Below are 22,825 nucleotides of genomic sequence, written 5' to 3' on the forward strand. Positions count from 1 at the left end.
ATCCTGCCAACGCCTTACCCGTCATGCCTGGACCGCCACGGTCACGGCATGATCGCGCCACCCGTTGTTGATGTAGCCGCCGGAATTCTGCGGGCGGTCTTCTTCCTGCACCCGGCCTTCGGTATCAGTCGCCCGGCTGACGAGCACATGCTCGCCGGCCGGCAAGTCGACCGGCAGCGCGAACTGGCGCCAGGCATAGCGCCCTAGATCCGGGCCCACCAGTTCGGCCTGTTGCCAACTCTTGCCGCCGTCGACGGATATCTCGACCTGCTTGATGCCGTTGGTGCCGCCGAAAGCCACGCCTTGCACCACGACACGGCCCGGCTTCAGCTTGGACGCGGCCGGATTGGGCGTATTGATCCATGACTTCACGCCCATGGCCCAAACAGAGGGATGGCTGGGATCGCCTTTCTGGCCCGGCGGCGCAAGGCGGTACCCGGTCTGCTGGATCGCGGCCTGGCTTTCCTTGTCGGTAAAGGCCAGCCGCTTGATGTACTTGACGCTGTTCACGCCCGTATAGCCCGGGACGATCAGCCGCAACGGGCCGCCATGGGCCAGCGGGATCGGCTCGCCGTTCAGCTCCCAGGCCAGCAAGGCATCCTGCATCGCCTCCTTGGGTACCGAGCGCTCGACCATGACCATGTTCGGGTCCAGGCCGTCAGGCAGTTTCTCGCCGCCCGTGCCCGTCATGAACATGGCGCCTGGCGCCAGGCCGCCGCAATGTTCGACCAGGACGCTGACCGGCACGCCGCTCCAGACCACGCAGCCGGCCGCGCCGACCTGCCAGGGCGTGCCGCTGGGCTTGTTGGGGAAATAGCCGCGGCCATTGCCCGAACACTGCAGGACCATCGCCAGCGTCTGCAGGCCCATGGTCTTCAGTTGCGCCACGCTCAGGGACATGGGTTTGGCCACTCCCGCGATGTCGACCATCCATGCGTCCCGGTCGGCCACGATGGACTCGTCGGGCGGCGGCAGATTGTTGCGCACATAGAGCTGGCGCAGCGGCGTGACCACCCCGCTGCCGAACGCCTCGCGGCGCGTCTCTATGGTGTTGGCGCTGTGCACGATCATGGCCTCGGGCTGCTTCCATGCCGCGTAGGCCGGCAAGGGTTTGGCGGCGGACGCTGGAGCCGGTGTCGCGGCAGCGGCAGGCGCAGCCTTGGGCTCCGCGGCCTGGACGGCGCGCCCGATGCTGGCTGCGGCCAAGGCAGTCGCGCCGCCAGCCAGAAGGCGTCGGCGCGCCGCGTTCTCGATCAGGGATGAACGCATGGCAGTCTCCTCGTTGGGGCCTGGAATCGTTGGTGTTCCAAAACCCTGCCGGCCTGCCTGGGCGTGGCTATCTACTACCCCGCGCGCGCACGTCAGTCAGGCCGCCAATAGTTATGACTGCGATGGTGGTTGATCGAGCTTTTCGTGTCAATTAGTTATTTGCCCATGCCCGCCCTAGCCCATTTGGCTGCGTCCAAGGCGAAATCGGATCAGGTTTCCCGGACCAGGCGATACACCGACGCCGGCGGCAGATTCAGCGGCACGAAGCCGATCTTGCGCGCCCGCAGTCCGCAAGCCTCAAGCACATCCGCGGATATCGGGCAGCGCGGGCCATAGGTGAACAACGACATCGATCCCTCCGCGGGCAAGGCGTCGAACACGGCGGCCAGCAGCTGGTGATGATGGGCCTGGCTCATGTTGCGCAAAGGCAGCCCGCAAATGGCCGCGCCTATGCCGACCAGTTCGGGATGGCTGTGGCGCGACAGGTCCTGCGCCGCCACTTGCAGCACCGCCGCTTCCGGGAACTGCCTGCGCAGGCTGGAGCTCATGGCCGAATCCTGCTCGACCAGCACCATGCTGGCAGGATGCACGCCCCGGCGCAGCATCTCACGCGTGAATACGCCGGTGCCGCAGCCCAGCTCCAGCACTTTTCCGCTGCCAGGCGGGATGCCGGCGGTGATGGCCGCCGCCAGCGCCGGGCCGGATGGCGCGACGGCGCCTATGGCGGCCGGATTCGATAACAATGCCTTGACGAACTGCGTGCGCTCTTGCAGCCAGCCCAGCGCCGAACGGATCGCGGGCTTGTGCGGAACAATAGTCTTATAGGGGTGCGAGGAATGCATGGGGCCTCAGTCTCCTGGTTCGGAAATTCCGTGCGTCCCGGGAAACCTTAACTGCGTCTGGCGCCGCCGGCCGGCAACCGTCGGTAAGCACCCTTGTCAATTAGGCCACGCGCAGACCGCGCCCCACGCCCGCGCGCCGCCCCGGCTGACAGCTTAGGTTGCATAACGTACCCTGCCCCTGCGCCCCTCTTCCCTGCTTCCACCCTGCTCCTGCCCTACTCCGCCTTCACCTGCGCCGTAGAGATGAGATTGCCCCATTTCTGCTTTTCGTCTCGGATTTCAGGGCACTTCTTTATCGACGTGCTGCACCACCAGATCAATGACGCGCGGGGTGTTCTTGGACGCCAAGGCCTCGATGATCGCGCAGTGCTCCTGATGCAGGGTCTCGCGGCTTTCCGGCACGAAGCCGTACATCCGCCAGGCCTGGGTCCAGAGCTGGTGGACCTGCCGTTGCATGGCGCTGAGAATGGGATTGCCCGCCAGCTCCGCGACCTTCGCTTCAAAGCTCAGATCCAGGCCGGCGTTCTCCTCGAATTCTCCGCGCGTCGTCTTGTCCTGGGCGTTCTCGTCGATCAGTTCCTTCAGGACGCGGATGCTGCCTTTGTTGGCCTTGACGGCATAGGCTTCAAAGACCGCGCGCTCCACCGCGGTACGGGCGGCGATCAGGTGTTGCATCAGGTCCCTGTTCACGCCTTGCGAAAGCATGTCGTTCAAGCTGCCGCCGCTGCCTGAATCGAGCTTCTTCTCGACCAGGAAGGTTCCGCTTCCGACACGCGTTTCTATCCGCCCTCCCGCCTCGAACACTTTCAAGGCCTGGCGGATGGAGGAACGGCTCACGACGAAACTCTCCGAAAGCTCCCGCTCCGAGGGCAGCTTGTCACCGACCTGCAGCTGGCCGCTGTTGAGCAGGTTTTCGAGCTGCTGGCAGACCTCCTGGAAGATGTCCGTGCGCTTGATGGGGAGCATTGAGAAAGGCGTCTTGCTCATAGGACCTGCCGTCGACCGTCCGAAGTTTGTGAACGCGAACTTTACCACTCTTCGTCCAATTGGTCCGTCCACTTTCCAATAACTCAGGCATCAAATCGGGGCAATTGGGGATTCTCTGGATTAATTGGACAGTTGTCCTACCACTTTTAGTCGGATAGCATACCAATCCTCAGAGGCTCATAACGGCATGTCGAGCCCTGCAATACCGCCAGGATCGGAGACGACGAGATGTATAGAAGCAATTTTGAACCAGGGTCCACCCGCTGGGCCGTGCGCCGCAGCCAATGGCGCAGCATGGGCATCCGTGAAGAAGACATGGACAAACCCAAGATCGCCATCATCAACACCTCGAACAAGCTCTCATGCTGTTATGTGCACCTGGACGCCATCAGCGCCATCGTGCAGCAGGCCATCAGCGATGCCGGCGGCCTGGCCTTCGAGGTGCGCACCGTCGCTCCCAGCGATTTCGTCACCAGCGCCGGCAAGAAGGCGCGGTACCTCATGCCCACCCGCGACCTGATGGTCAACGAGGTGGAATGCATGATGGAAGGCGCGGTGCTCGACGGCATGATCTGCCTGTCGTCCTGCGACAAGACCACGCCCGCCCACTTGATGGCCGCCGCGCGACTGGACGTCCCCACCCTGCTCCTGACCTGCGGCTATCAGATCGGCGGCAAGTGCTCGAACGAAAAGTTCGAAGACCAGTTCTTTGACATCGACGATGTCTATGAACAGATCGGCGCGCTGGCCACCCGCAGCATCACCCTCAAGGACCTGACGGACATGACCGAGGTGGCCATCCAGTCGCCCGGCGTCTGCGCGGGCCTGGGCACGGCCAACTCCATGCACATCGTGGCCGAAGCCATGGGCATGACCCTGCCCGGCAACTCGCCCATCTGGGCCAACGGCCGCCGCCTCAACGAATACGCGCAGGCGGCGGGCCGGCAGATCGTCGAGCTGACCCGGCACGGCGTATCGGCCCGCCAGATCATCACCGAAGAGGCCATCCGCAACGCGGTCATGATGGTCCTGGCTGTAGGCGGTTCCGTGAACACCGTGCGCCACATCGCCGCCATCGCCACCGAGGCCGAGCTGCCGTTGGACGTGGTCAAGCTGTATGAAGACTACGGCAAGGCCATCAAGCTGCTGACCGCCGTGCGTCCCAACGGCCCGTTCCGCACCGAAGACCTGGAAGCCGCCGGCGGCACTCCCGCCGTCATGAGCCAGCTGCGCGAGCACCTGCACATGGACGCGCTGACCGTGACCCGCAAGACCGTGGGCGAGAACATCAGCGAAGCCCGCGTCAAGGACGACAAGATCATCCGCACCCTGGCCGACCCGGTCAGCCAGCGCCCGGGCGTGGGCATACTGCGCGGCAATCTGGCGCCCAACGGCGCCATCGTCAAGCTGTCGGCCGTGCCCGGCGAACGCGCCGAATTCTCCGGCCCGGCCAACATCTATGAGGGCGAGGATGAGGCCATCGCCGCCCTGGGCGAGAACAGGATCAACAAGGGCGATGTCATCGTGCTGCGCAATATGGGCCCCAGCGGCGGCCCCGGCACCGTCTTCGCCTGCAGCTTTGTGGCCGCGCTGAATGGCGCCGGCATCGCCGAGCACGTGGCCGTGGTCACCGACGGCGAGCTGTCGGGCCTGAACCGGGGCATCATCGTCGGCCAATTGATGCCCGAGTCTGCCGCCGGCGGCCCCTTGGCCGTGGTGCGCCAGGGCGAGACCATCCACATCGATTTCGTCAATCGCAAGATCGACATGGACGTCCCGCGGGACGAGATTGCGCGCCGGCTGGCCGAATGGCGTCCGCGCGAACTGGAACTGGGCGGCGGCAGCAGCACCTATCTGCTGCAGTACGCCCAGCTGGTGCAGCCCATCGAACAGGGCGCGGTGCTGGGCAAACGCAAGGTGCACGCGCAAACCGCCTGATCCGGACGGGCGCGGATGCGCCCGGGCCCGGCAAACCATAACAACGACACAGGGAGACAGCCCATCATGTCCACGCTGACAGAGGCACAGAAGTCCAGGAAAGCGGGTCTTGCAGCATTCATCGGCACCGTTCTGGAATGGTATGACTTCATCATCTATGGCACCGCGGCCGCCATCGTGTTGAACAAGGTTTTCTTTCCGAACAGCGATCCGCTGGTCGGCACCATGGCCGCTTTCGCGACCTATGCCGTGGGCTTTCTGGCTCGTCCCCTGGGCGGCCTGTTCCTGGGCTATCTGGGCGACAAGGTCGGCCGCAAATCGGTCCTGGTGCTGACGCTGTTCCTGATGGGCGGCGCCACTACAGCGATCGGCCTGCTGCCCGGCTATGACAGCATCGGCCTCTGGGCGCCGGCCCTGCTCGTCCTGATGCGCTTGATCCAGGGCTTTGGCGCAGGCGGCGAGTATGCCGGTGCCGTGGTGCTGTCGGTCGAACATGCCCAAAAAGGCAGGCGCGGCGCGGCCGGCGCCTGGGCTCCGCTGGGCTTTGCCGCCGCCACCCTGCTGGCCAATGCGGTGTTCTTCTTTTTCCTCAATGTGCTGAGCGAAGAACAGTTCATGGCCTGGGGCTGGCGCGTGCCCTTCCTGCTGGGCGCGGCCTGCGTGCTGGTGGGCTACCTGATCCGGCGCAACATCGAAGAGCCGCCGGCCTTCGAGAAAACCCAGCAGACCGCCCAAGCCGGGAAGATCGGCCTGTTCTCCGCGATCAAGCAGCATCCGCGCAGCTTCTTCATCGTGATCGGCTCGCGCATGGGCGAGAACGGATTTGCCTATCTCTATCCGGTGTTCTGCGTTTCCTACATGGTGACGACGCTGAAACTGGAGAAATCCATGGCGCTATGGGCGGTGATCATCGCCTCGGCCATCCAGCTGGTGACGATTCCCTTCTATGGCGCCCTGTCCGACCGCATCGGCCGCAAGAAGGTCTATCTGGGCGGCATCATCTTCTCGGTCCTTTGGCTGGCGCCCTTCTTCATGCTGCTGGACATCCAGGCGTTCTGGGCCATCGCGCTGGGCTTTGCGGTCGGTCTGGGCATCGCCTATCCCGCCATGCTGTCGCCCCAGGCGGCCTGGTACGCCGAACTGTTCGACACCGAATTCCGCCTGGCAGGCTTTGCGTTCTCGCGGGAGCTGGGCTCCCTGCTTGCTGGCGGGCTGGCCCCCTTCATCGCAACGGCGTTGTATACCTACTATCAACACTGGTGGCCCATCGTGGCCTACATGGGGGGCATGGGCATCCTGACTGTGATCGCATTGGCGCTCGGACCGGAAACCGTGCACAAGGATATCGACTAAAACCAGGCACAGCCGCCCGCAAGGCGGCTTGCCACTTGATGGAGGCAACATGGCCAACAAGACCCCCGACTTTCCCGCCTGGCATCTCGAAAGCCGTTACGACGCCTTGCCCGATCTGCCGGTGCTGGCCGAGGTCGACGTTCTGGTGGTCGGCGGCGGCGCAGCCGGCGTCGCCGCCGCCACCACGGCCGCGGAAGCCGGCATGCGCACGCTCATCCTCGAACGCTACGGCTTCTTCGGCGGCGCCGCGGTGGCCGGCATGTCGGGCACCATCTGCGGCATGTATCTGGCCAGCGACACGCAAAACCGGCCCCAACAGGTCGTGACCGGTTTCACCGAACGCTTTCGCGCCGCGCTGCAGGCCCGTGGCGGCGTTACCGGCCCGCAACGCTATGGCAAGACCTGGACTGTCACGCACGACCCGCTGATGTGGAGCGAGACCGCAGACCAGCTGGTTGAAGACGCCGGCGCCAAAGTACTGTTCCACACCAGCGTCAGCGGCGTCATCATGCAGGACGATGCCTGCACAGGCGTCGTCCTCGAGTCCGCTGCCGGGCGATCCATGGTGCTGGCCAAACGCATCATCGACGCCTCCGGCGACGCTGCCGTCATCGCCCGGGCCGGCTACCGCTACGTTTTTGGCGACCAAGGAAAGATCCAGAATCCCACCATGTTCTTCCGCATGGGCCAGGTCGATATCCCGAAATTCCTGGACTATTGGGGCGACGACACCATCAACCCGCCCAAAGTCAGCGAGGCGATAGAACAAGCCGACGCCGCGGGACGCTACGCGCTGCCCCGCAAGAAAATCTGGATCTTTCCGACCACGCGCCCCGGCGAACTGCTGGTCAACGCCACCCGCCTGACTTCGCGCGACGGCCACATGATGAACGTCATCAACCCCGAGGACTTCACGGAGGCCGAGATCGACGGCCGCAGGCAGGTGCGCCAGTACGCGGCTTTCCTGAACGACAACGTGCCGGGTTGCGAAGACAGCTACGTCGTCAACACCGGCACGCAAGTCGGCGTGCGCCAGACCCGCAGCATCGTCGGCGTGGAAACGCTGACCAACGACGACGTGCTCAGCTGCCGCAAACGCGCGGACGGCATCTGCCGGGTCCCCTGGCCCATCGAGCTGCATGCGGGCGAAAAGCCGAAACTGCACTGGCTGCTGGACGACTACTACGAGGTTCCGTACCTGGCCCTGGTGCCGGAACATGGCGAAAACCTGATCGTGGCCGGGCGTTGCCTGAGCGCCGAGCATGAAGCGCTGGCTTCCGCCCGGGTTACCGCCCAGTGCTTCGAATACGGCAGGGCTGCGGCGCTGGCGGCGGTCCTTTCCATCGAGTCGGGAGGTCGCTTGCGTGATCTCGCCGGCGGGGAAATCCGCGCGCGCATGCTCGCGCTGGGCAGCAATTTATAGAGCGGCCGGCCAGGGCCCGAGCAACTCCGCCAGATCCTTCCTGGCGGCTGCCCGCAATGCCCTACTCCGCCTTCACCTGCGCCGCAGAGATGACATTGCCCCATTTCTGCTTTTCGTCGTGGACGAACGCGCCGGCCTGCGCGCGGTCTAGCGGCATGGCGAAGGTGCCCAGGTCGGCCAGCCGGCTTTGCACTTCGGGTTCCTCCAGGACCTTGTTGATCGCCGCGTGCAATGTGTCCAGGACCGGGGCCGGCGTGCCCTTGGGGGCAAACATCGCGAACCAGCCGGACGTCACCATGCCCGGCAGGCTGTCCTTGATCAATGGAATGTTCTCGAAGCCCGGCAGCTTGCGGTCGGCGCTCATCGCGATGGGGACCAGCTTGCCCGAGCGCACCAAAGGCACCAGCGGCGCGATGCCATCTATATAGACCGGGATATCGCCCTTGATCAGGGTCTGCAGCGCCTGGGACGTGCCGCTGAAGCTGATCTGGCGGAACTCGCGGCCGCCCAGTTGGCCGATCAGGTAGACGGAAAGGTTGGGTATGGAGCCCCGCGTCGGACTGCCTATCACCAGATCCGAGGCCTCTCCCCCCTTGGCCGCGGCGATCAGGTCCGCGACCGAGCGGTATGGCGTGCCAGGCGTGGTCACCAGCATCATGGGCGTATAGGCCAGCGTGGCCACGACCTCGGTATCGCGTTCGATGTCGAACTTGGCCGCCTGGTACAGGAACGGCGTGGTGACGGCCGCGGCGGCGTGGAACATGGCCAGCGTGTAGCCGTCAGGTTCGGACCGGGTCAGCGCGTTCATGCCGATGATGCCGTTGCCACCCGGGCGGTTTTCCACGATGACCTGGTGGCCCCATTGCCGGCCCAGCCTGTCCGCGACCAGCCGGGCGATGATGTCGGGCGCGCTGCCCGGGGCCGTCGGCGCGATGATCCTGACCAGCTTGTCGGGATAAGGCTGGGGCTCGGCGGCGCCAGCCGCCGCGCCGCCCAGGACCAGCGCCATTGCCGCCAGCCAGCGTCGTGCTTTCATGATCTCTCCTCCTTGGAAACGCGGAACGCGTCGATGCTTCCACGCCATATTTATCACTCTATCAATTAAATATAGATTTAATTGATATGGTGTTAAATAAGGGTTTACACCACTGCGTCAGGCGGCGTCGCGCCCGACAGATTCAGGAGGTTTTGCGGACAGCAGGCTTGCGTTTGGGCTTGGCCTGGGCGGCGGGCGCCCATTGCGCGATGCCGTCCAGCAGGATCTGCAGGCCCGTCTCGAAGGCCTGTTCCGTGCCCAGGCTGGAAAACGCCGTGCTGACGTAGCGCGCGCCGGGATAGCGGTCGGCCGGCATCGCTTCAAGCCGGCTGCGGATGAAATCGCGGTGGTAGACGGGCAATTGCTTGGACGCTTCCGCCCGGCTGCTGGCCACCAGGAACTGGGCCAGCAGATGGTAGGCCAGCGCGACCTGTTCGGCGGAGAAGCCGCCTTGCATGAAGGCCGTGGTCACGTGGTTGAAGAACACCGCTCCGAAGTCGGTCTCGCCAGAGTCCACGTCCTGGAACAGCCGGAAGCGGTTATGCGACGCCACGTAGGTGCTGACGCCAGGGTTCTCCACGGCATATGTCAGGCTGACGTGCGCGATGGCTTCGATATCCGCGCGCCAGTCTCCTGTCAGCGCAGGCATGCGCGCCAGGCGTTCGCGGTAATAGTTGTTGAGCACGCCGGAAATGAGCTTGTCGCGCCCGCCCAGGTAATAGTGGATCAGGCCCGGCGCGACGCCGAAGTCGCGCGCCAGCTGCACCATGGAGATCTGCTCCAGCGAGGTCTCGCGCGCCAGCGCGATCGCGCGGTCGATGATGGTGGCCCGGCTTAGCGTGGCTTCGTCATTGATCGGCGATTCGACCCTGGGCGGACGGCCGCGCTTGCGCGGCGCGGCATCGCTGGCGGCGGGCTTTTTCGTGGCGGGCATATCGGCGCTCTGGGATGGCTGGATGAACGGGGCATCCTAAGGTTTTATTGCCTCCCTGGCAAATAAACCGCCCGCTCAGCGCTCCACTCCGCCCGCCTCGCTTGCGCCGTGCCGCAGCAGCACGGCGCGCAGGGACGGCGGCACCGGCGTGCCCTCGCGTGCATCCAGGCGCACGCAGATGGGCGAAAACACGGCCGAGAACACCTCGGCGCCGTCGGGCCGGCGCGCCCGCGCCTGTATGTCGAACGACCGCGTGCGCAAGGCGCCGACGCGGCATTCGATGTGGATCACGTCGCCCGGCCACAGCGTGCCGGTGAAGTCGAACGACATGCCCCGGCATGGCGTGCCGACGCCGTGCGCGTCGCCCAGGCGCTTGCCCTCCCCCAGATGCTCGGTGTAGAGCGCCATGGCGCCCAGCAGGTAATCAGTGAAGCGCCCGGTGTAGACCACGCCCGCCGGGTCGCAATCGCCCCAGCGCACTTCGCGCCGCACCACGAAGGGCTCGGTGCTCCAGACCATTTCCGTCGCTCTCATGCCTGCCCCTCGCATTCGGCGGGAATCAGTCCGGCCGCTTCGAACTCCCGCACCAGGGCGGGATACTGTTCGCGCAGCCTGCCGATATCGACCCGGCCGGTGCGCGTCATGAAGCGGAAGACGAACTCCTGCGGACCATAGGCGTCCATCCAGTCGCGCATGCGTTCGTACCAGTTGAAGGACGCTTCCGATGCGCCTATCAGCTTCTGCTTTTGCGGCTGGCGCTTGCGGTAGTAGTGGTCCAGCGCCCGGGGGATGTCGCCGGGCGAGGCGTTGAGCGCATCGGCCAGGGCGATGGCGTCTTCCATCGCGATGCGCGTGCCCGAACCGATGGAGAAGTGGGCGCTGCTGAGCGCATCGCCGATCAGCACCCGCTTGCCCGCGAACCAGTTGCGCGCGCGTATGACCGGGAACTGGCGCCAGCTGGAATGGTTGGAGACCAGGGCATGTCCGTCCAGCTCCGGCGCGAAGACCTCTTCGAACAGGCGCTGCCGCGCGTCGGCGCTCATCGCCTCCATGCCCAGGTCCTGCCAGCTGCGGTGATCGCACTCGGCGACGAAGGTGCTCATGGTCGCCGAGTACGGATAGTAGTGCGCCACGAAGTACCCCGCGCCATGCTTGCGGAACACCAGGCTGGGATACGGGAAGGCCTTTTCGACGCCATACCATGCGAAGTGATTCGTGAGGCTGTGGCGTTGCACGTCGAATTCGGCCTCGGCGCTATCGCGCACCCGCGAGTTGATCCCGTCCGCGCCCACCACGACGTCGGCGTCCAGCGCCTGGAAATCCTCGATACGCTGCTCGTAGCGCAGGTCCACGCCCAGGCGCCGGGCATGGTCGCCCAGGATGCGCAGCAACTCGATGCGGGGTATGGCGCCGCCGCTGCCTGGGCGCTGCACCGTGATGGGCGTCTCGTTCGAGACGATGACCTGCCGGTCGCTGAAGCGCATGGCGCCGGCCAGCGCGTCGAATACGGCGGGCTCGGCGTCGCGCAGCCGGTCCAGCCCCTTGTCGGCCATGACCACGCCGAAGCCGAAGGTGGCGCCGGCCGGGTTCTGCTCATAGACGGTGACGGCCGCGTCGGGCTGGTGCCGCTTGAGCAGGATGGCGAGGAACAGGCCCGAGGGCCCGCCTCCGATGATGGCGGCTTTCATGCTTGCTCCAGCGGTTGTATGGCCAGGACGTCCATGTCGAATTGCTCGATCCTGCCGTTCAGCCCGCCGGTCAGCGCGCCGTACCAGACGGCCGGCTTGAAGCCCAGTTCCTTGCGCTGGAACCGCAGGCCGGGGTTGCCGACGATGCGCACATAACCATTGCCCGCGGCCTGCGTGACGTAGCCCGGGTTGGCTTGCGCGGCATCCAGCAAGGGCTTGAATTCCGGCACGTCCAGCACGTAGATGGCCGCCTTGTCCTGCGCCTGCGCGCCCAGCGCGGCGCCCTTGGCCTGCCATACCGGCTCGATGCAGGCGAAACCGCCCTCCTCCAGCGCCATCGCCGCTTCCAGCGTGTTCTGCGCGTCCTGCGCGTCTTCCCCGCTGAAGGGCCGCACCTGCCAGGTGATCTCGATGGGATAGCCATTGGGATCGTTGAAGTAGATGGACTCGATCACTTCGTGACGGATCTGGTAGCGCAACGGAATGCCGACAGCCTCCACCCGCGCGCGCCATTGCAGCAGTTCGGCCTCGCTCTCGACGCGCCAGGCGGTGTGCGTGGCGCGGTCCTGGTAATGATCCGTGGGCGCCAGGCGTTCCGGGCGCTCTGTGCCGATGTAGTAGAAAAAGGCAATGGTGCTGCCGTTGCCGCTATCGAAGAAAAAATGCAGGAAGTCAGGATGGTTCTGCGGGCCCCAGCCCTTGGCGGAGATGGCATGCACCAAGGGCAGGCCCAGCAGGTCGCGGTAGAAACGCACGGTTTCCGCGAGCTTCCAGGTGGGCCGGGCCGTGTGGTGCACGCCATGCAGGCGCACCGAGGGGATGGCGGAGGTTGCGGACAGGGACGGGTTCATTTGGCTTGCTCTCCATTCATGTGCAGGCCGCGTTCGGCCTCCAGCGTGGCGGCGATCTGGCTGCGCAGCGCTTTCTTGCTAAGTTTTCCGGACGCGGACAGCGGGAATTCGTCCACGACTTCAAGGCGTTCCGGCCACTTGAACTTCGCCAGGCCCACCTCCTGCAGATAGCCGCAGACCGCGGGCAAGGTCAGCGCCGCGCCCTCTCCCCGCGCGATGACGAAGGCGCACACGCGCTCGCCATAGACCGGGTCCGGCATGGCGACCACGGCCGAGGTCAGGATGCCCGGGTGGCCGTTGAGCACGTTCTCGACTTCCTCGGCGTTGATCTTTTCCCCGCCCCGGTCCACCACGTCCTTGATCCGTCCACAGAAGTAGTAGTAGCGCCGGCCTTCGTGCACTTCGCACCGCATCAGGTCGCCGGACCGGTAGAAGCCGTCGGGCGTGAAGCGGCCGACGTCCTCAGTCTCCGACCTGTAATAGCCGCGTATGGTGTAGGGCCCTCGGAACAGCGCTTCGCCGATTTCTCCGACAGGGACTTCGGCGTCGGTGCCCGGCGTCACGATCCGGACCTCATCATGGGACGAGACCGGCCTGCCCACCGAGCTTTCGAGCACGCTGGCCTTGTCGCCTTCCCTGGCGAACATGATCACGCCCTCGGTCATGCCGAAAATGTGGAAAGCCGGCGACCCGGTGGTCCTGGTCAGGCCCGCGGCATTGCGCGGCGTGATGAAGCGGCGGCGCGTCTTTTCGCCGGCATCCGCGCGGCTCAGCTCGGGCAGGATGCGCGTGAGTATCGGCCCTGCGACGCCGAACCAGGTGGGACGGTAGGTCCGGACCAGGGACTGCAACGTCGCCTCGTCCAGGCTGCGGCACACGGTGACCTGGGCGCCGCTCAGCAGGAACGGACCGAAGAAGCACCCCATGTTCAGGTTGTGCATGTAGGGCGTCGGGAAGAACAGCACATCGTCGCTGGTGTAGCCGTTCCAGGCCGCCACGGCGCGCATGTTGTAGAGGTATTCGGACTGGAAGCGCGGAATGATCTTGGGCACGCCGGTCGTTCCCCCCGAGAGCTGGAACACGGCGACCTGGAACGGGTGCAAGGACACCTCAGCCAAACGCGCGCGCGCGGCTTCCAGCGGCATCGCGGCGATCAGGGCGTCTATCGACGCGGCGCCCGCCCTTGCCGTGCCGCGCGCCTGCAGCACATATTCCAGCGTGGGCACGTGCTGCTGCATCTCGCGCGCGAAGGCCACGTCGTCGAACTTGGGATCGTCGCCCTGCACCAGATGCAGCCGCGCCTGCGCAAGATTTCCCAGATACTCGATCTCCAGCTTGCGGAAGGCCTGCAATGAGCAGACCGGAATGATCCCCGCCTTCAGGCAGGCGCAAAACGCCACCAGCAGCTCGTGGCTATTGCCGCACTGGAAAATCGCCCGGTCCAGCGGACGCAGCCCCAGCGCCAGGAGCGCCGCGCCCAGCCTGTCGCTGCGTTCGTCCAGTTCGCGATAGGTGTAGTGCGCGTCCGGCCCCACCAGCGACAACCCGTCGGCGTGGGCGGCGAAGGCGTCGCGCAAGCCCCCTGCCAGGGTCTCTGCGGTCAGGACGCCCTGCCTCACGTACTCGCGCAGCCGGTCTTCGTCCGGGTAGCGCACACCTGGCAGGCGCTCGGCCGGCAGGATGCTTTCCATACTCGTCATCGGTTTTCCTCTTGCGCCCGCGCAGGGCGTGTCTCCTGTCCGCTCGATCAGAAATGCTCGCGCAGCCACGCTTCCAGATGCCTGGCCGCCACCGTCCGGCCGGCCGGCTCGTCCTTGGCCAGCGCCATGCCGTGATGGTTGCCGCGCACCCGCACATGCGTCTTGGCGTCGGTGCCGATCTGCCCGTAGATCGCCTCGATGTCGGCGGGAAACGTGCACTGGTCGCCCGTGTACTCGATCAGCAAGGTCGGTTGGCGCACCGCCGGCAAGGTCTGCTCCAGCGAGGCATTCGACGACAGCCCCGACCAGGTCGACAGCCATGACTCTGGCGTGACGACTCGGGCAAAACCCACGCTGCCCCAGTTCGACACAAAGGGATCCTTGCCCCAGAGCGAACCCGTCTTCCGGTCCGAGGGGTCCAGCGTCACGTCCCAGGCCCGCGGGTCCGCATCCGTGCGCCACACCTGGAAGATCGGCGCGAACGCGGCCTGCTGCCGGTCCAGGGGATGCTGCGAACCGGCCTTGACCTTGGCGCGGGCCTCCTGCTTGGCTGCCAGCAGCTGGCGCGCATGCTGGTCGATGCGCCGCACGCGTTCGACCTGCGCGGCGCGGTACTTTTCCAGGAATGCCGCGTCGTAGCGGGCCTGGCCCGCCTGCGCGTCATAGCCGTTGACGACGGAAAACGGATCCAGCGCGGGGTCGGTGCGCATCGGGTCGGCCTCGTCCACGACCGAGGGATCCAGGCCCGACATCAGCAGCCTGCCCTGCCCCGGATGCGGCGACAGCAGCGCCAGCCCGTCTACCACAGGCATGTCCAGCTCCGCCAGTTTGGTGGGCCGGCCCCCCGGGGTCTTGGCGATGCGGGCCTCGGGCGCCAGCAGGGACTGCTGGTTGTAGAGCGAGTACAGCCCGGCGCCGCCCGAATTTCCCAGCAGCACGATGCGCTCGTAGCCCAGGTCCCGCAGATGCCGCATGCCGGCCGCCACGTCGAACAAGGCGATCTCGTGTTCCAGCCGCAGGTCGTTGCCGATCGAGCGCGGCCCCTGCACCCAGCAGGCGCAGCCCGCGTCCAGTGCCGCCGGCACCATGTAGTGCGTGACCGACATCTCGCGCGGATGCATCAGCGAGACCACGGTGCGCTCCTGGCCAGTCGCCGTGAACAGGAAGCCCAAGGTGCGCTGCCCGTCCGCCGTGCCCAGGGCATAGGGCACGACCTTGTACGACCGTTGCATCAACTCCGCGTCCCAGGACGCGCCCCGCATGCCGGCCGTCACCGCGGCAATCTCTTTCTCCGCCACGTGCTTCTCCCAATAATTGATACCCAGGTAAATAATTTATGAGTTATTTACCTGGGTGTCAATTAATTATCGAAAGCGGCGCCTGAAAGCGCCCCACCTGCGCGGCAGCGGCCGGCGGGGCCAGCGGACCGCAAGACGCGCATGCTGCGCCCGCGGCCCGCGTTACACCTCAACGCTGCGCCGGATTCAGCGTCAGCGTATCGGCCTTCTCGCTATCCACCTTGGCGCGGCTGAACGCCATGGGGAAATACACGCCCGAGGACCAGTCCTTCAGCAGGTTCTGGTAGTACGGGCTGCGCGGATCGGCCGACTGGCCCGGCACGTTCTGCACGCGCGAGTTGTCCCAATCGGCCACGTCTATCACCTGGCGATAGGACGAGCCGCTGATCTGGCGGAAGTCGCTATTGCGGAAGGTGCCGCGGTGCACGGTGTCGTTATCGCCGCCCACCGGATAGCGCGGCGTGCCGAAGGCATTGGCCGTGGACTCCGGCAGGAAGGCGGCCAGGCTGTGCTCGAACTGGATGTGGTGCAGCCTGCCCCAATCCCATTGCGAGGAATCCGATCCCAGCTTGGCGCGCAGCTTCTGCATGCCGTCGGCCAGCGCCTGCAACAGCAGCGCGTCGCGGCCCTGCTGCGGTTGCGGACCGAAGGCGGCGTCCGGCGCGGCGAGCTTGTCCAGGGTCTGCTGGGTCGACAGATTGCCGACGGCGGCGCGGCCATTGGCGGGCACGTACAGCTCGGTCACGCGCTTGACCACCTCGGGCAACCAGAATTCGTAGACGGTGGCCGCGCGCGATTCCGTGCCGACTCGCGCATCCCAGTCCTTCAACATCCCCAGGGGCTGCGTCAGCCCGGAATCGGCCGAGTTCAGCGATTTAGCGTAGCCCACCAGCGTGCGCGCCGGGATCGACAGATTGTCGTACTGCAACGCTTGCGAGCCCTGCACCGTCTGCCCCTTGCTGTCGGCCAGGACCTCGCGGATGCGCTGCACGCGATAGGGTTCGGCCCAGGTGCGCGCCGACATGTCCTTGTAGCGGTAGTCCGCCGGCAGGTTGTATTCGTTGGCGGTGGCGACATAGCCTTCCGGCGGATTGAATACGCGCGGCAGCGCGCTGCCCGGCAGGAAGCCCCGCCATTCGAAGTCGCCGTTGCCGGGCACGGGCAGCATGCCCGACCAGTCCGCGCGCGGGCGGATCGGCGCGATGCTGCCGCCGAACCAGCCGATGTTGCCGTCGACGTCGGCGTACACCATGTTCTCGCTGGGCGTGTAGTGCTTCTCCATGCCGGCGACGAATTCGTTCCAGTTCTGTGCCTGGTTCAGGCGCAGACTGGCCAGATAGGCCGCGGTTCCAGGAAATTCAAGATACGCCGCGCGCAAGGCGTAGGCCTTGTGGCGCACCGGGTCGACGTGGATCACCGGGCCATGGCGGGTGAACATCAGCGGCCGCACCGCGGCCGCCTGTCCGCGCACCGGGATGGACTCGTCGACCTGCCGCATCTTTTCCCAGCGGCCGCGGTAGCGGTATTCGTCGGGCTTGGCCGGGTTGGTGTCGTAGACGTAGAGGTCTTCCTCGTCGCCGAAGGCGAAGATGGTCAGGCCGAAGGCGATGCGGTCGTTGTGGCCCATGGAAACGCCAGGCAGCGCCGGTTCGCCCGCGCCGATCACGTTCCAGCCCGGCGCGTTCAGATGCACCATGTAGCGCAGCGAGGGCATGGTGATGGAGCGGTGCGGATCGCCCGCCAGGATGGGCTTGCCGCTGGCCGTGTGCAGTCCGCCTATGGTCCAGTTATTGCTCTCGTAGCGAGTCGCCATCGGATCGAAGGCCGGATCCAGCGAGGCCAGCATGCCCGCCGACAGATCGCGCGCAAGCTCTTCGCGTTGCGCGGCCGCGAGCGGACTGCGCGGGAAGTCGGCGGCGACGAACTTCTGGCCGTTGCGCGCCAGGTTGTAGTCGGCCAGCACCGTGTTGTCGATCTGGCGCACGTCCAGGCCGGCGGGCACCTGCAAGGCCAGCGGCGGCTCGAAGGTGGTCAGGCCCTGCACGGCGTTCAAGCCCAGCGCCGCGACCCGCTGCGCCATCTTGACCTCCTCGCTGACATTGCGCGTCAGGCCGTAGATGCGGATGAGCGAAGTCTCGGAACTCCAATAGCCGGGCTCGGTGCCGGTCAGCTTGAACTCCGGCGGCATCTGTTCCGGATGCGCCTTGACCCAATCGACATAGGCGTTGATGCCGGCCGCGAACGACGTGAGGATCGCCTTGCCTTGCGGATGGTAGCTGGCGAATTCGGCCTGCATGTCACCGCGGTACAGGAACAGCCGCGCCGCGCGGTCCTGTTCGACGAAGCGCGGGCCGAACTGTTCGGCCATCTTGCCCTCGCCCTGGCGGCGCCACAGGTCCAGCTGCCAGAGGCGGTCGCGCGCCGCGCTGAAGCCTTGCGCGAAGAACAGGTCTTCCTGGTTCTGCGCATAGATGTGCGACACCCCGTGGCGGTCGCGCACGATCTCCACGGGCTGCGACAGCCCCTTCATATCGACGGTTTCTTTCTTGCCCCCGGGCGCCGCGCAGCCTGCCAGCACTGCGATCAACCCGCCCGCCAGCCATGCGGCGGCCCTGCGATTGAACGTACGCATCGACTTCTCCTCGGATTTATTTCTCTTGTATCTGCCTGCCGGCTTTCGAGGGGTCATGCCGCCCGATGCGACAGTCAGGACCTGTCCAGGCCCTGGGTATATGTACAACCAAATTACCCCCGCTGGGAACGCTGTTTCATTTGATCAGCTCAGTCAGAATATGTAACCAGCACTATTGCGCGCATCAGTTCAGGTATCCGTAACCGCGAGCGCCGAGAATGGAGTGCATAAAAACTTGCAGGAGACATCACCATGTCTCGGAGACTATTGCTCGCCCTGCCCGTTTTGGCGCTTGCCCTGCAGGGTGGCGCAGTGGCAGCGGCGCCGGCGCCCGACGTCCTGCTGGGCGCGTCCGTGCAACTGACCGGTCCTGTCGCCAATACCGGCCGCTACTACCGCGATGCCTACCAGATGGCGGTGGACCAGATCAACGCCGCAGGCGGCGTGAAGATCGACGGCACGTCCCACAAGCTGGCCCTCAAGATCTACGACAACCAGTCGGACGTAAATCTGAGCGTGCGCCAGTACACGCAGCTCGTGACCCAGGACAAGGCCACTCTGCTGCTCGGCCCCTTCGCCAGCAATTTCGCGCTGGCCGATTCCGCGGTGTCGGAAAAGTACAAGGTGCCCATGGTCCAGGGCGGCGGCGCCTCCGACCAGATCTTCTCGCGCAAATTCAAGTACATCTTCGGCACGCTGGCGCCGGCCAGCAACTACTTCGGCAGCACGGTGGAAATGCTGAAGGCGCTCAAGCCCGTGCCAGCCAGCGTCGCCCTGCTGTATGCCGACGATTCCTTCGACGTTTCGGTCGCCGAGGGCACGCGCCCGCTGCTGAAGGCCGCCGGGCTGACGGTTGCCATGGATGAGCGCTACAGCACCAACGCCACGGACTTCAACTCGCTGCTGTCGCAGATCAAGAGCAAGAACGTGGATGCGGTGCTGGTGGCCGGGCACGAAACCGAGATCCTGAACTTCGTGCGCCAGGCCAAGAGCCTGGCCGTCGCGCCCAAGATGTATTCCTTCACGGTCGGCGTGCCCTCGGAAGACTTCCGCAAGGCCCTGGGCCGCGACGCGGACTACGCCTTCGGCATGACCGCGTGGTTGCCGTCGGCCGAACTGAAGGACCGCTGGTTCGGCGACGCGGAGCAGTTCGCCCGCGCCTACAAGGCCAAGTTCGGCTATGACCCGGACTATCACGCGGCGTCCGGCGTGGCCGACGTCGAGGCCCTGGTCTACGCCATGGAAACCGCCGGCAGCACCAATCCGCAGAAGGTGCGCGACGCCCTGGCCAAGATCAAGTTCGAAAGCCTGTACGGTCCCGTGGCCTTCAACGCCCAGGGGCAGATCGACCTGCCGCAGGTGGTGATCCAGGTGCAGGGCGACAAGCTGGCCGAAATCTACGGCGCCAAGGGCTTCATCACGCAGCCCAAGTACCCGATGCCGGCCTGGAACGCGCGCTAGGGTCCACGTTTTCCGGGAGGACGCGATGGACCTGCTTGCGCAAATCCTCGTCAACGGCGTGCTGCTCGGCGGGCTGTACGCCGTGATGGCGCAAGGCCTGGCGCTGGTGTGGGGCGTGCTGAACATCGTCAACCTGGCGCATGGGGCCTTCATCATGCTGGGCGCCTATGCATCCTGGTACCTGTACAACGACGCCGGCGTCGATCCCTTCCTGGGATTGCCGCTGACGGCCGCCGCCATGTTCGTGCTGGGCTACGCCTTGCAGCGCGGCCTGCTGAACCTGGTGGTGCGCGCGCCCATGTTCAACACGCTGCTCATCACCTTCGGCCTGGAAGTCGTGCTGACCTATCTGGCGCAGCTGGCGTTCTCGGCCGATTTCCGCACCATCAACCCGCCCTATGCCGGCGACAGCTACACGCTGGGCCCCGTCACCCTGCCCATGGCGCGGCTGGCCGCCTTCGGCGTGGCGCTGGCAATCACGCTGGGCATGTGGCTGTTCCTCTTGCACAGCCGGCTGGGCCGCGCCATCCGCGCCACGGCGCAGAACCTGGTCGCGGCGCGGCTCTATGGCGTGGAACCGCGCCACCTGTACGCCGTCACCTTCGGACTGGGGCTGGCGCAGGCGGGCGCGGCCGGCGGGCTGTACGGCACCGTCTCGCAGATCAATCCCTACATCGGCGCCACGCTGACCGCCAAGTGCTTCGCCATTTCCATCATCGGCGGGCTGGACAACCCGCTGGGCGTGATGGTGGGCGGGCTGTTCCTGGGCATCGTGGAATCGCTGACCACGCTGTACGTGGGGCCGACCTACGCCGACGTCGCCAGCTTCGGCATCCTGGTGCTGGTGCTGCTGGTCAAGCCCAGCGGCCTTCTGGGCAAGGCGGCATGAAAGCCTGGCGCTGGCTCCTCGTCCTGTTGGCGCTGGCCGTATTGGCCGGCGTGCCCTGGTATGGCTCGGACGTGCTGGTGCAGTTCGGCATCAATACCCTGCTGCTGGCCGTGCTGGCGCAGGGCTGGAACATCATCGGCGGCTACACGGGCTACGCGTCCTTCGGCAACTCGGTGTTCTACGGCCTGGGCAGCTACGGCGTGGCCATCGCCATGGTGCAGTGGGAACTGCCCTTCGCGGCGGGGCTGGCCCTGGGCGTGGCGCTGGCCGTGGCCTTTGCCGTGCTGCTGGGCCTGCCGGTGCTGCGCCTGCGCGGCCACTACTTCGCCATCGCCACCCTGGCGCTGGCCCAGGTCATGACCGCCATCGTCTCCAACATCAGCCTGGCCGGCCAGAACATCGGCCTGGTGCTGCCGCCGCTGAACAACGACCCGCTGTTCTACGAACTGTCGCTGGGCCTGCTGGCGCTGGCCACGCTCACGGTCGCGTGGCTGACACGCAGCCGCTTCGGCTTCGGCCTGATCGCGATCCGCGAAAACGAGGAAGGCGCGGCCGTCATGGGCGTGAACACCACGCTGTACAAGGTGACCGCCTTTGCGATCTCGGGCGTGTTCAGCGCGCTGGCTGGCGGCATACACGCCTACTGGATCACCTTCCTGGATCCGGAAAGCGCCTTCGACATCAGCCTGAACGTGAAGATGATCATCATGGCCGTGTTCGGCGGCGCGGGCACCATCCTCGGCCCGGTGGTGGGCGCGTTCTCGCTGTCGGCCATATCGGAACTGCTGTCCAGCGAGATCACCAGCGTGGCGGGCCTGTTCTTCGGCGCGGTGATCGTGGCCGCCGTGGTGCTGATGCCACGCGGGCTGGCCGACCTGTTGCGCCGCTTCCGCAGGTCGGGCTGGCGCTACTTCATCGAGAACATTCGGGCGCACCGGCTATGAGCGCGATCCTGGACGTGCGCAATGTGAGCCGGCGCTTTGCCGGACTGGTGGCCGTGAACCAGGTCAGCTTCACGCTGGCCGAAGGCGAAATCCTGGGCCTGATCGGCCCCAACGGCGCCGGCAAGACCACGCTGGTCAGCCTGATCAGCGGCACGCTGCCGCCCAGCGAGGGCGAGATCCTCTATCACGACCAGCCCATAGGCGGCATGCCCGCCTACCGCCGCGCGCGGCTGGGCATAGGCCGGACCTTCCAGATCATGCGGCCCTTCCCTGGCCTGTCGGTGCTGGACAACGTGGCGGTGGGCGCGTTGTTCGGCCGCGGCGGCGGCCAGCCCAAGCTGGCGCTGGCGCGCGAACAGGCCCGGGCCTGCCTGGATTTCGTCGGGCTGGGCCGCGCCGTGGACCAGCGCGCCGACGAGCTCGGCGGACCGGGCCGCAAGCGGCTGGAGCTGGCCAAGGCCCTGGCGATGCAGCCCAAGGTGCTGCTGTGCGATGAAGTCATGGCCGGACTCAATCTGGTCGAGATCGACGAAGTGATCGAAGTGATCCGCAAGGTGCGCGACAGCGGCATCAGCGTGCTGGTGATCGAGCACGTCATCAAGGCCATCAAGAGCCTGTCCGACCGGCTGCTGGTGCTGCACCACGGCGAGAAGATCGCGGACGGCGCGCCGGAAGAGGTGCTGGCCGATCCGGAGGTGGTGCAGGCCTACCTGGGCAAGAGGCGCGCATGAACGAAGCCGCGCCGCTGCTGAAGGTGGAAGGACTGAGCGCCGGCTACGGCGAGTTGCCGGTGCTGCGCGACATCGCGCTGGAGGTCCGCCGCGCCGAGATCGTGGCCCTGGTCGGCAGCAATGGCGCGGGCAAGACCACCTTGCTGCGAGCCTTGTCGCGGGTGCTGCCCAGCACCGGCAGCATCATGATGGACGGCCGGCAGCTGTCGCGCGCCACGCCGGACCAGGCCTTCGCCAGCGGCATGGTGCAGGTGCCCGAAGGACGGCAGCTGTTCGACCGCATGACGGTGCAGGACAACCTGCTGATGGGCGCCTACCGGCGCAGCGACAAGGCCGCCATCGCGCGCGACCTGGACAAGGTCTACGCCTACTTCCCGCGCCTGTCGGAACGGCGCCGGCAGCTGGCCGGCAGCATGTCCGGCGGCGAACAGCAGATGTGCGCCATGGCGCGCGCGCTGATGGCAGCGCCGGTGCTCATGATGATCGACGAAATGAGCCTGGGCCTGGCACCGGTGGTGGTCGAACAGCTGATGGACGTGCTGGCCGACATCCGCGGCGAAGGCGTCACGGTGCTGCTGGTGGAGCAGGACATCCATCTGGCGCTGAGCGGCGCGGACCGCGGCTATGTGATGGAGACCGGCTGCATTGCGCTGGGCGGCCCGGCGCAATCGCTGCTGTCCGATCCCAAGGTAAGGCAAGCCTATCTGGGAATCTGAAGGCGCCCGCGCCTCTTGCGCAAGCCTGTTTTCGAGCCTACATTGGTCGATGTCGCCTGTCGCTTGCCCGCTGCAAGCGCCCTGCGCGAATGGCGTCAATCGGTTGTTTTTCTATCTTTTGTTCCTCCGAGGA

Annotated in this window: 19 protein-coding genes; 8 read left to right on the plus strand and 11 right to left on the minus strand. The window is 66.0% G+C overall.

Annotated features, from left to right (window positions below):
- Nucleotides 1–21: 21 nt before the first annotated feature.
- The 3 genes from sorT to HWY37_RS15200 form a co-directional block, all read right to left on the minus strand.
- On the minus strand, nucleotides 22–1,269 hold the full coding sequence (gene sorT, locus HWY37_RS15190; protein WP_176088952.1) for a SorT family sulfite dehydrogenase catalytic subunit: 1,248 nt from the start codon (nucleotides 1,267–1,269) through the stop codon (nucleotides 22–24).
- A 209-nt stretch (nucleotides 1,270–1,478) separates the two neighbouring features.
- Nucleotides 1,479–2,111, minus strand: coding sequence for a class I SAM-dependent methyltransferase (locus HWY37_RS15195; protein WP_176088953.1), 633 nt, complete (start codon nucleotides 2,109–2,111; stop codon nucleotides 1,479–1,481).
- A gap of 279 nt (nucleotides 2,112–2,390) precedes the next feature.
- Nucleotides 2,391–3,098, minus strand: coding sequence for a FadR/GntR family transcriptional regulator (locus HWY37_RS15200; RefSeq protein ID WP_176088954.1), 708 nt, complete (start codon nucleotides 3,096–3,098; stop codon nucleotides 2,391–2,393).
- Nucleotides 3,099–3,326: 228 nt separating this feature from the next.
- Between HWY37_RS15200 and ilvD the strand changes: the two genes are divergently transcribed.
- From ilvD to HWY37_RS15215, 3 genes are all read left to right on the plus strand, one after another.
- Nucleotides 3,327–5,036 carry a dihydroxy-acid dehydratase gene (gene ilvD / locus HWY37_RS15205; protein WP_175206496.1) on the plus strand — a complete coding sequence of 570 codons (1,710 nt, stop codon included), beginning with the start codon at nucleotides 3,327–3,329 and terminating at the stop codon, nucleotides 5,034–5,036.
- A gap of 66 nt (nucleotides 5,037–5,102) precedes the next feature.
- Nucleotides 5,103–6,389 (plus strand): MFS transporter, encoded by a 1,287-nt coding sequence (locus tag HWY37_RS15210; protein WP_176088955.1) that lies wholly within the window; start codon nucleotides 5,103–5,105, stop codon nucleotides 6,387–6,389.
- A 49-nt stretch (nucleotides 6,390–6,438) separates the two neighbouring features.
- Nucleotides 6,439–7,812: an FAD-dependent oxidoreductase gene (locus HWY37_RS15215; RefSeq protein WP_176088956.1), complete on the plus strand. Its 1,374-nt coding sequence runs from the start codon at nucleotides 6,439–6,441 to the stop codon at nucleotides 7,810–7,812.
- A gap of 61 nt (nucleotides 7,813–7,873) precedes the next feature.
- Here the strand turns inward: HWY37_RS15215 and HWY37_RS15220 are convergent, their stop codons facing one another.
- The 8 genes from HWY37_RS15220 to HWY37_RS15255 form a co-directional block, all read right to left on the minus strand.
- Nucleotides 7,874–8,848: a Bug family tripartite tricarboxylate transporter substrate binding protein gene (locus HWY37_RS15220; protein WP_246302310.1), complete on the minus strand. Its 975-nt coding sequence runs from the start codon at nucleotides 8,846–8,848 to the stop codon at nucleotides 7,874–7,876.
- Nucleotides 8,849–8,990: 142 nt separating this feature from the next.
- On the minus strand, nucleotides 8,991–9,782 hold the full coding sequence (locus HWY37_RS15225) for a TetR/AcrR family transcriptional regulator (protein WP_175206493.1): 792 nt from the start codon (nucleotides 9,780–9,782) through the stop codon (nucleotides 8,991–8,993).
- A 75-nt stretch (nucleotides 9,783–9,857) separates the two neighbouring features.
- On the minus strand, nucleotides 9,858–10,316 hold the full coding sequence (locus tag HWY37_RS15230; RefSeq protein WP_175206492.1) for an acyl-CoA thioesterase: 459 nt from the start codon (nucleotides 10,314–10,316) through the stop codon (nucleotides 9,858–9,860).
- Nucleotides 10,313–11,470: an FAD-dependent monooxygenase gene (locus tag HWY37_RS15235; protein WP_176088957.1), complete on the minus strand. Its 1,158-nt coding sequence runs from the start codon at nucleotides 11,468–11,470 to the stop codon at nucleotides 10,313–10,315. The genes HWY37_RS15230 and HWY37_RS15235 overlap by 4 nt, the downstream gene beginning before the upstream one ends.
- Nucleotides 11,467–12,321, minus strand: a complete 855-nt coding sequence (locus HWY37_RS15240; protein ID WP_176088958.1) for a VOC family protein — start codon at nucleotides 12,319–12,321, stop codon at nucleotides 11,467–11,469. The genes HWY37_RS15235 and HWY37_RS15240 overlap by 4 nt, the downstream gene beginning before the upstream one ends.
- The gene (locus HWY37_RS15245) at nucleotides 12,318–14,021 is read right to left on the minus strand and encodes an AMP-binding protein (protein WP_176088959.1); all 1,704 of its coding nucleotides are present in this window, start codon (nucleotides 14,019–14,021) and stop codon (nucleotides 12,318–12,320) included. Before HWY37_RS15245 ends, HWY37_RS15240 begins: the two co-directional genes overlap by 4 nt.
- Before the next feature lie 47 nt (nucleotides 14,022–14,068).
- Nucleotides 14,069–15,253, minus strand: coding sequence for an alpha/beta fold hydrolase (locus HWY37_RS15250; RefSeq protein WP_217706387.1), 1,185 nt, complete (start codon nucleotides 15,251–15,253; stop codon nucleotides 14,069–14,071).
- A 235-nt stretch (nucleotides 15,254–15,488) separates the two neighbouring features.
- The gene (locus HWY37_RS15255; protein WP_176088960.1) at nucleotides 15,489–17,951 is read right to left on the minus strand and encodes a penicillin acylase family protein; all 2,463 of its coding nucleotides are present in this window, start codon (nucleotides 17,949–17,951) and stop codon (nucleotides 15,489–15,491) included.
- A gap of 252 nt (nucleotides 17,952–18,203) precedes the next feature.
- Between HWY37_RS15255 and HWY37_RS15260 the strand changes: the two genes are divergently transcribed.
- Genes HWY37_RS15260 through HWY37_RS15280 form a run of 5 tightly spaced genes read left to right on the plus strand, consistent with a single transcriptional unit; the run spans nucleotide 18,204 to nucleotide 22,692 of the window.
- Nucleotides 18,204–19,412: an amino acid ABC transporter substrate-binding protein gene (locus HWY37_RS15260; RefSeq protein WP_176088961.1), complete on the plus strand. Its 1,209-nt coding sequence runs from the start codon at nucleotides 18,204–18,206 to the stop codon at nucleotides 19,410–19,412.
- A 25-nt stretch (nucleotides 19,413–19,437) separates the two neighbouring features.
- Nucleotides 19,438–20,301: a branched-chain amino acid ABC transporter permease gene (locus HWY37_RS15265; RefSeq protein WP_176088962.1), complete on the plus strand. Its 864-nt coding sequence runs from the start codon at nucleotides 19,438–19,440 to the stop codon at nucleotides 20,299–20,301.
- A complete protein-coding gene (locus tag HWY37_RS15270) occupies nucleotides 20,298–21,245 on the plus strand; it encodes a branched-chain amino acid ABC transporter permease (protein WP_176088963.1) in 948 nt (315 codons plus the stop codon). Before HWY37_RS15265 ends, HWY37_RS15270 begins: the two co-directional genes overlap by 4 nt.
- Nucleotides 21,242–21,976 (plus strand): ABC transporter ATP-binding protein, encoded by a 735-nt coding sequence (locus HWY37_RS15275; RefSeq protein ID WP_176088964.1) that lies wholly within the window; start codon nucleotides 21,242–21,244, stop codon nucleotides 21,974–21,976. Before HWY37_RS15270 ends, HWY37_RS15275 begins: the two co-directional genes overlap by 4 nt.
- On the plus strand, nucleotides 21,973–22,692 hold the full coding sequence (locus HWY37_RS15280; RefSeq protein WP_176088965.1) for an ABC transporter ATP-binding protein: 720 nt from the start codon (nucleotides 21,973–21,975) through the stop codon (nucleotides 22,690–22,692). The genes HWY37_RS15275 and HWY37_RS15280 overlap by 4 nt, the downstream gene beginning before the upstream one ends.
- The last annotated feature ends 133 nt before the right edge of the window (nucleotides 22,693–22,825 follow it).

Origin of the sequence: Achromobacter anxifer, assembly GCF_903652925.1 — a bacterium.
GTDB lineage: Bacteria > Pseudomonadota > Gammaproteobacteria > Burkholderiales > Burkholderiaceae_B > Achromobacter > Achromobacter anxifer.

What these genes read in the sequence shown, in the direction of transcription:
- sorT (WP_176088952.1), bottom strand. Translation starts at nt 1,269, where the DNA reads ATGCGTTCATCCCTGATCGAGAACGCGGCGCGCCGACGCCTTCTGGCT.
- HWY37_RS15195 (WP_176088953.1), bottom strand. Translation starts at nt 2,111, where the DNA reads ATGCATTCCTCGCACCCCTATAAGACTATTGTTCCGCACAAGCCCGCG.
- HWY37_RS15200 (WP_176088954.1), bottom strand. Translation starts at nt 3,098, where the DNA reads ATGAGCAAGACGCCTTTCTCAATGCTCCCCATCAAGCGCACGGACATC.
- ilvD (WP_175206496.1), top strand. Translation starts at nt 3,327, where the DNA reads ATGTATAGAAGCAATTTTGAACCAGGGTCCACCCGCTGGGCCGTGCGC.
- HWY37_RS15210 (WP_176088955.1), top strand. Translation starts at nt 5,103, where the DNA reads ATGTCCACGCTGACAGAGGCACAGAAGTCCAGGAAAGCGGGTCTTGCA.
- HWY37_RS15215 (WP_176088956.1), top strand. Translation starts at nt 6,439, where the DNA reads ATGGCCAACAAGACCCCCGACTTTCCCGCCTGGCATCTCGAAAGCCGT.
- HWY37_RS15220 (WP_246302310.1), bottom strand. Translation starts at nt 8,848, where the DNA reads ATGAAAGCACGACGCTGGCTGGCGGCAATGGCGCTGGTCCTGGGCGGC.
- HWY37_RS15225 (WP_175206493.1), bottom strand. Translation starts at nt 9,782, where the DNA reads ATGCCCGCCACGAAAAAGCCCGCCGCCAGCGATGCCGCGCCGCGCAAG.
- HWY37_RS15230 (WP_175206492.1), bottom strand. Translation starts at nt 10,316, where the DNA reads ATGAGAGCGACGGAAATGGTCTGGAGCACCGAGCCCTTCGTGGTGCGG.
- HWY37_RS15235 (WP_176088957.1), bottom strand. Translation starts at nt 11,470, where the DNA reads ATGAAAGCCGCCATCATCGGAGGCGGGCCCTCGGGCCTGTTCCTCGCC.
- HWY37_RS15240 (WP_176088958.1), bottom strand. Translation starts at nt 12,321, where the DNA reads ATGAACCCGTCCCTGTCCGCAACCTCCGCCATCCCCTCGGTGCGCCTG.
- HWY37_RS15245 (WP_176088959.1), bottom strand. Translation starts at nt 14,021, where the DNA reads ATGACGAGTATGGAAAGCATCCTGCCGGCCGAGCGCCTGCCAGGTGTG.
- HWY37_RS15250 (WP_217706387.1), bottom strand. Translation starts at nt 15,253, where the DNA reads ATGCAACGGTCGTACAAGGTCGTGCCCTATGCCCTGGGCACGGCGGAC.
- HWY37_RS15255 (WP_176088960.1), bottom strand. Translation starts at nt 17,951, where the DNA reads ATGCGTACGTTCAATCGCAGGGCCGCCGCATGGCTGGCGGGCGGGTTG.
- HWY37_RS15260 (WP_176088961.1), top strand. Translation starts at nt 18,204, where the DNA reads ATGTCTCGGAGACTATTGCTCGCCCTGCCCGTTTTGGCGCTTGCCCTG.
- HWY37_RS15265 (WP_176088962.1), top strand. Translation starts at nt 19,438, where the DNA reads ATGGACCTGCTTGCGCAAATCCTCGTCAACGGCGTGCTGCTCGGCGGG.
- HWY37_RS15270 (WP_176088963.1), top strand. Translation starts at nt 20,298, where the DNA reads ATGAAAGCCTGGCGCTGGCTCCTCGTCCTGTTGGCGCTGGCCGTATTG.
- HWY37_RS15275 (WP_176088964.1), top strand. Translation starts at nt 21,242, where the DNA reads ATGAGCGCGATCCTGGACGTGCGCAATGTGAGCCGGCGCTTTGCCGGA.
- HWY37_RS15280 (WP_176088965.1), top strand. Translation starts at nt 21,973, where the DNA reads ATGAACGAAGCCGCGCCGCTGCTGAAGGTGGAAGGACTGAGCGCCGGC.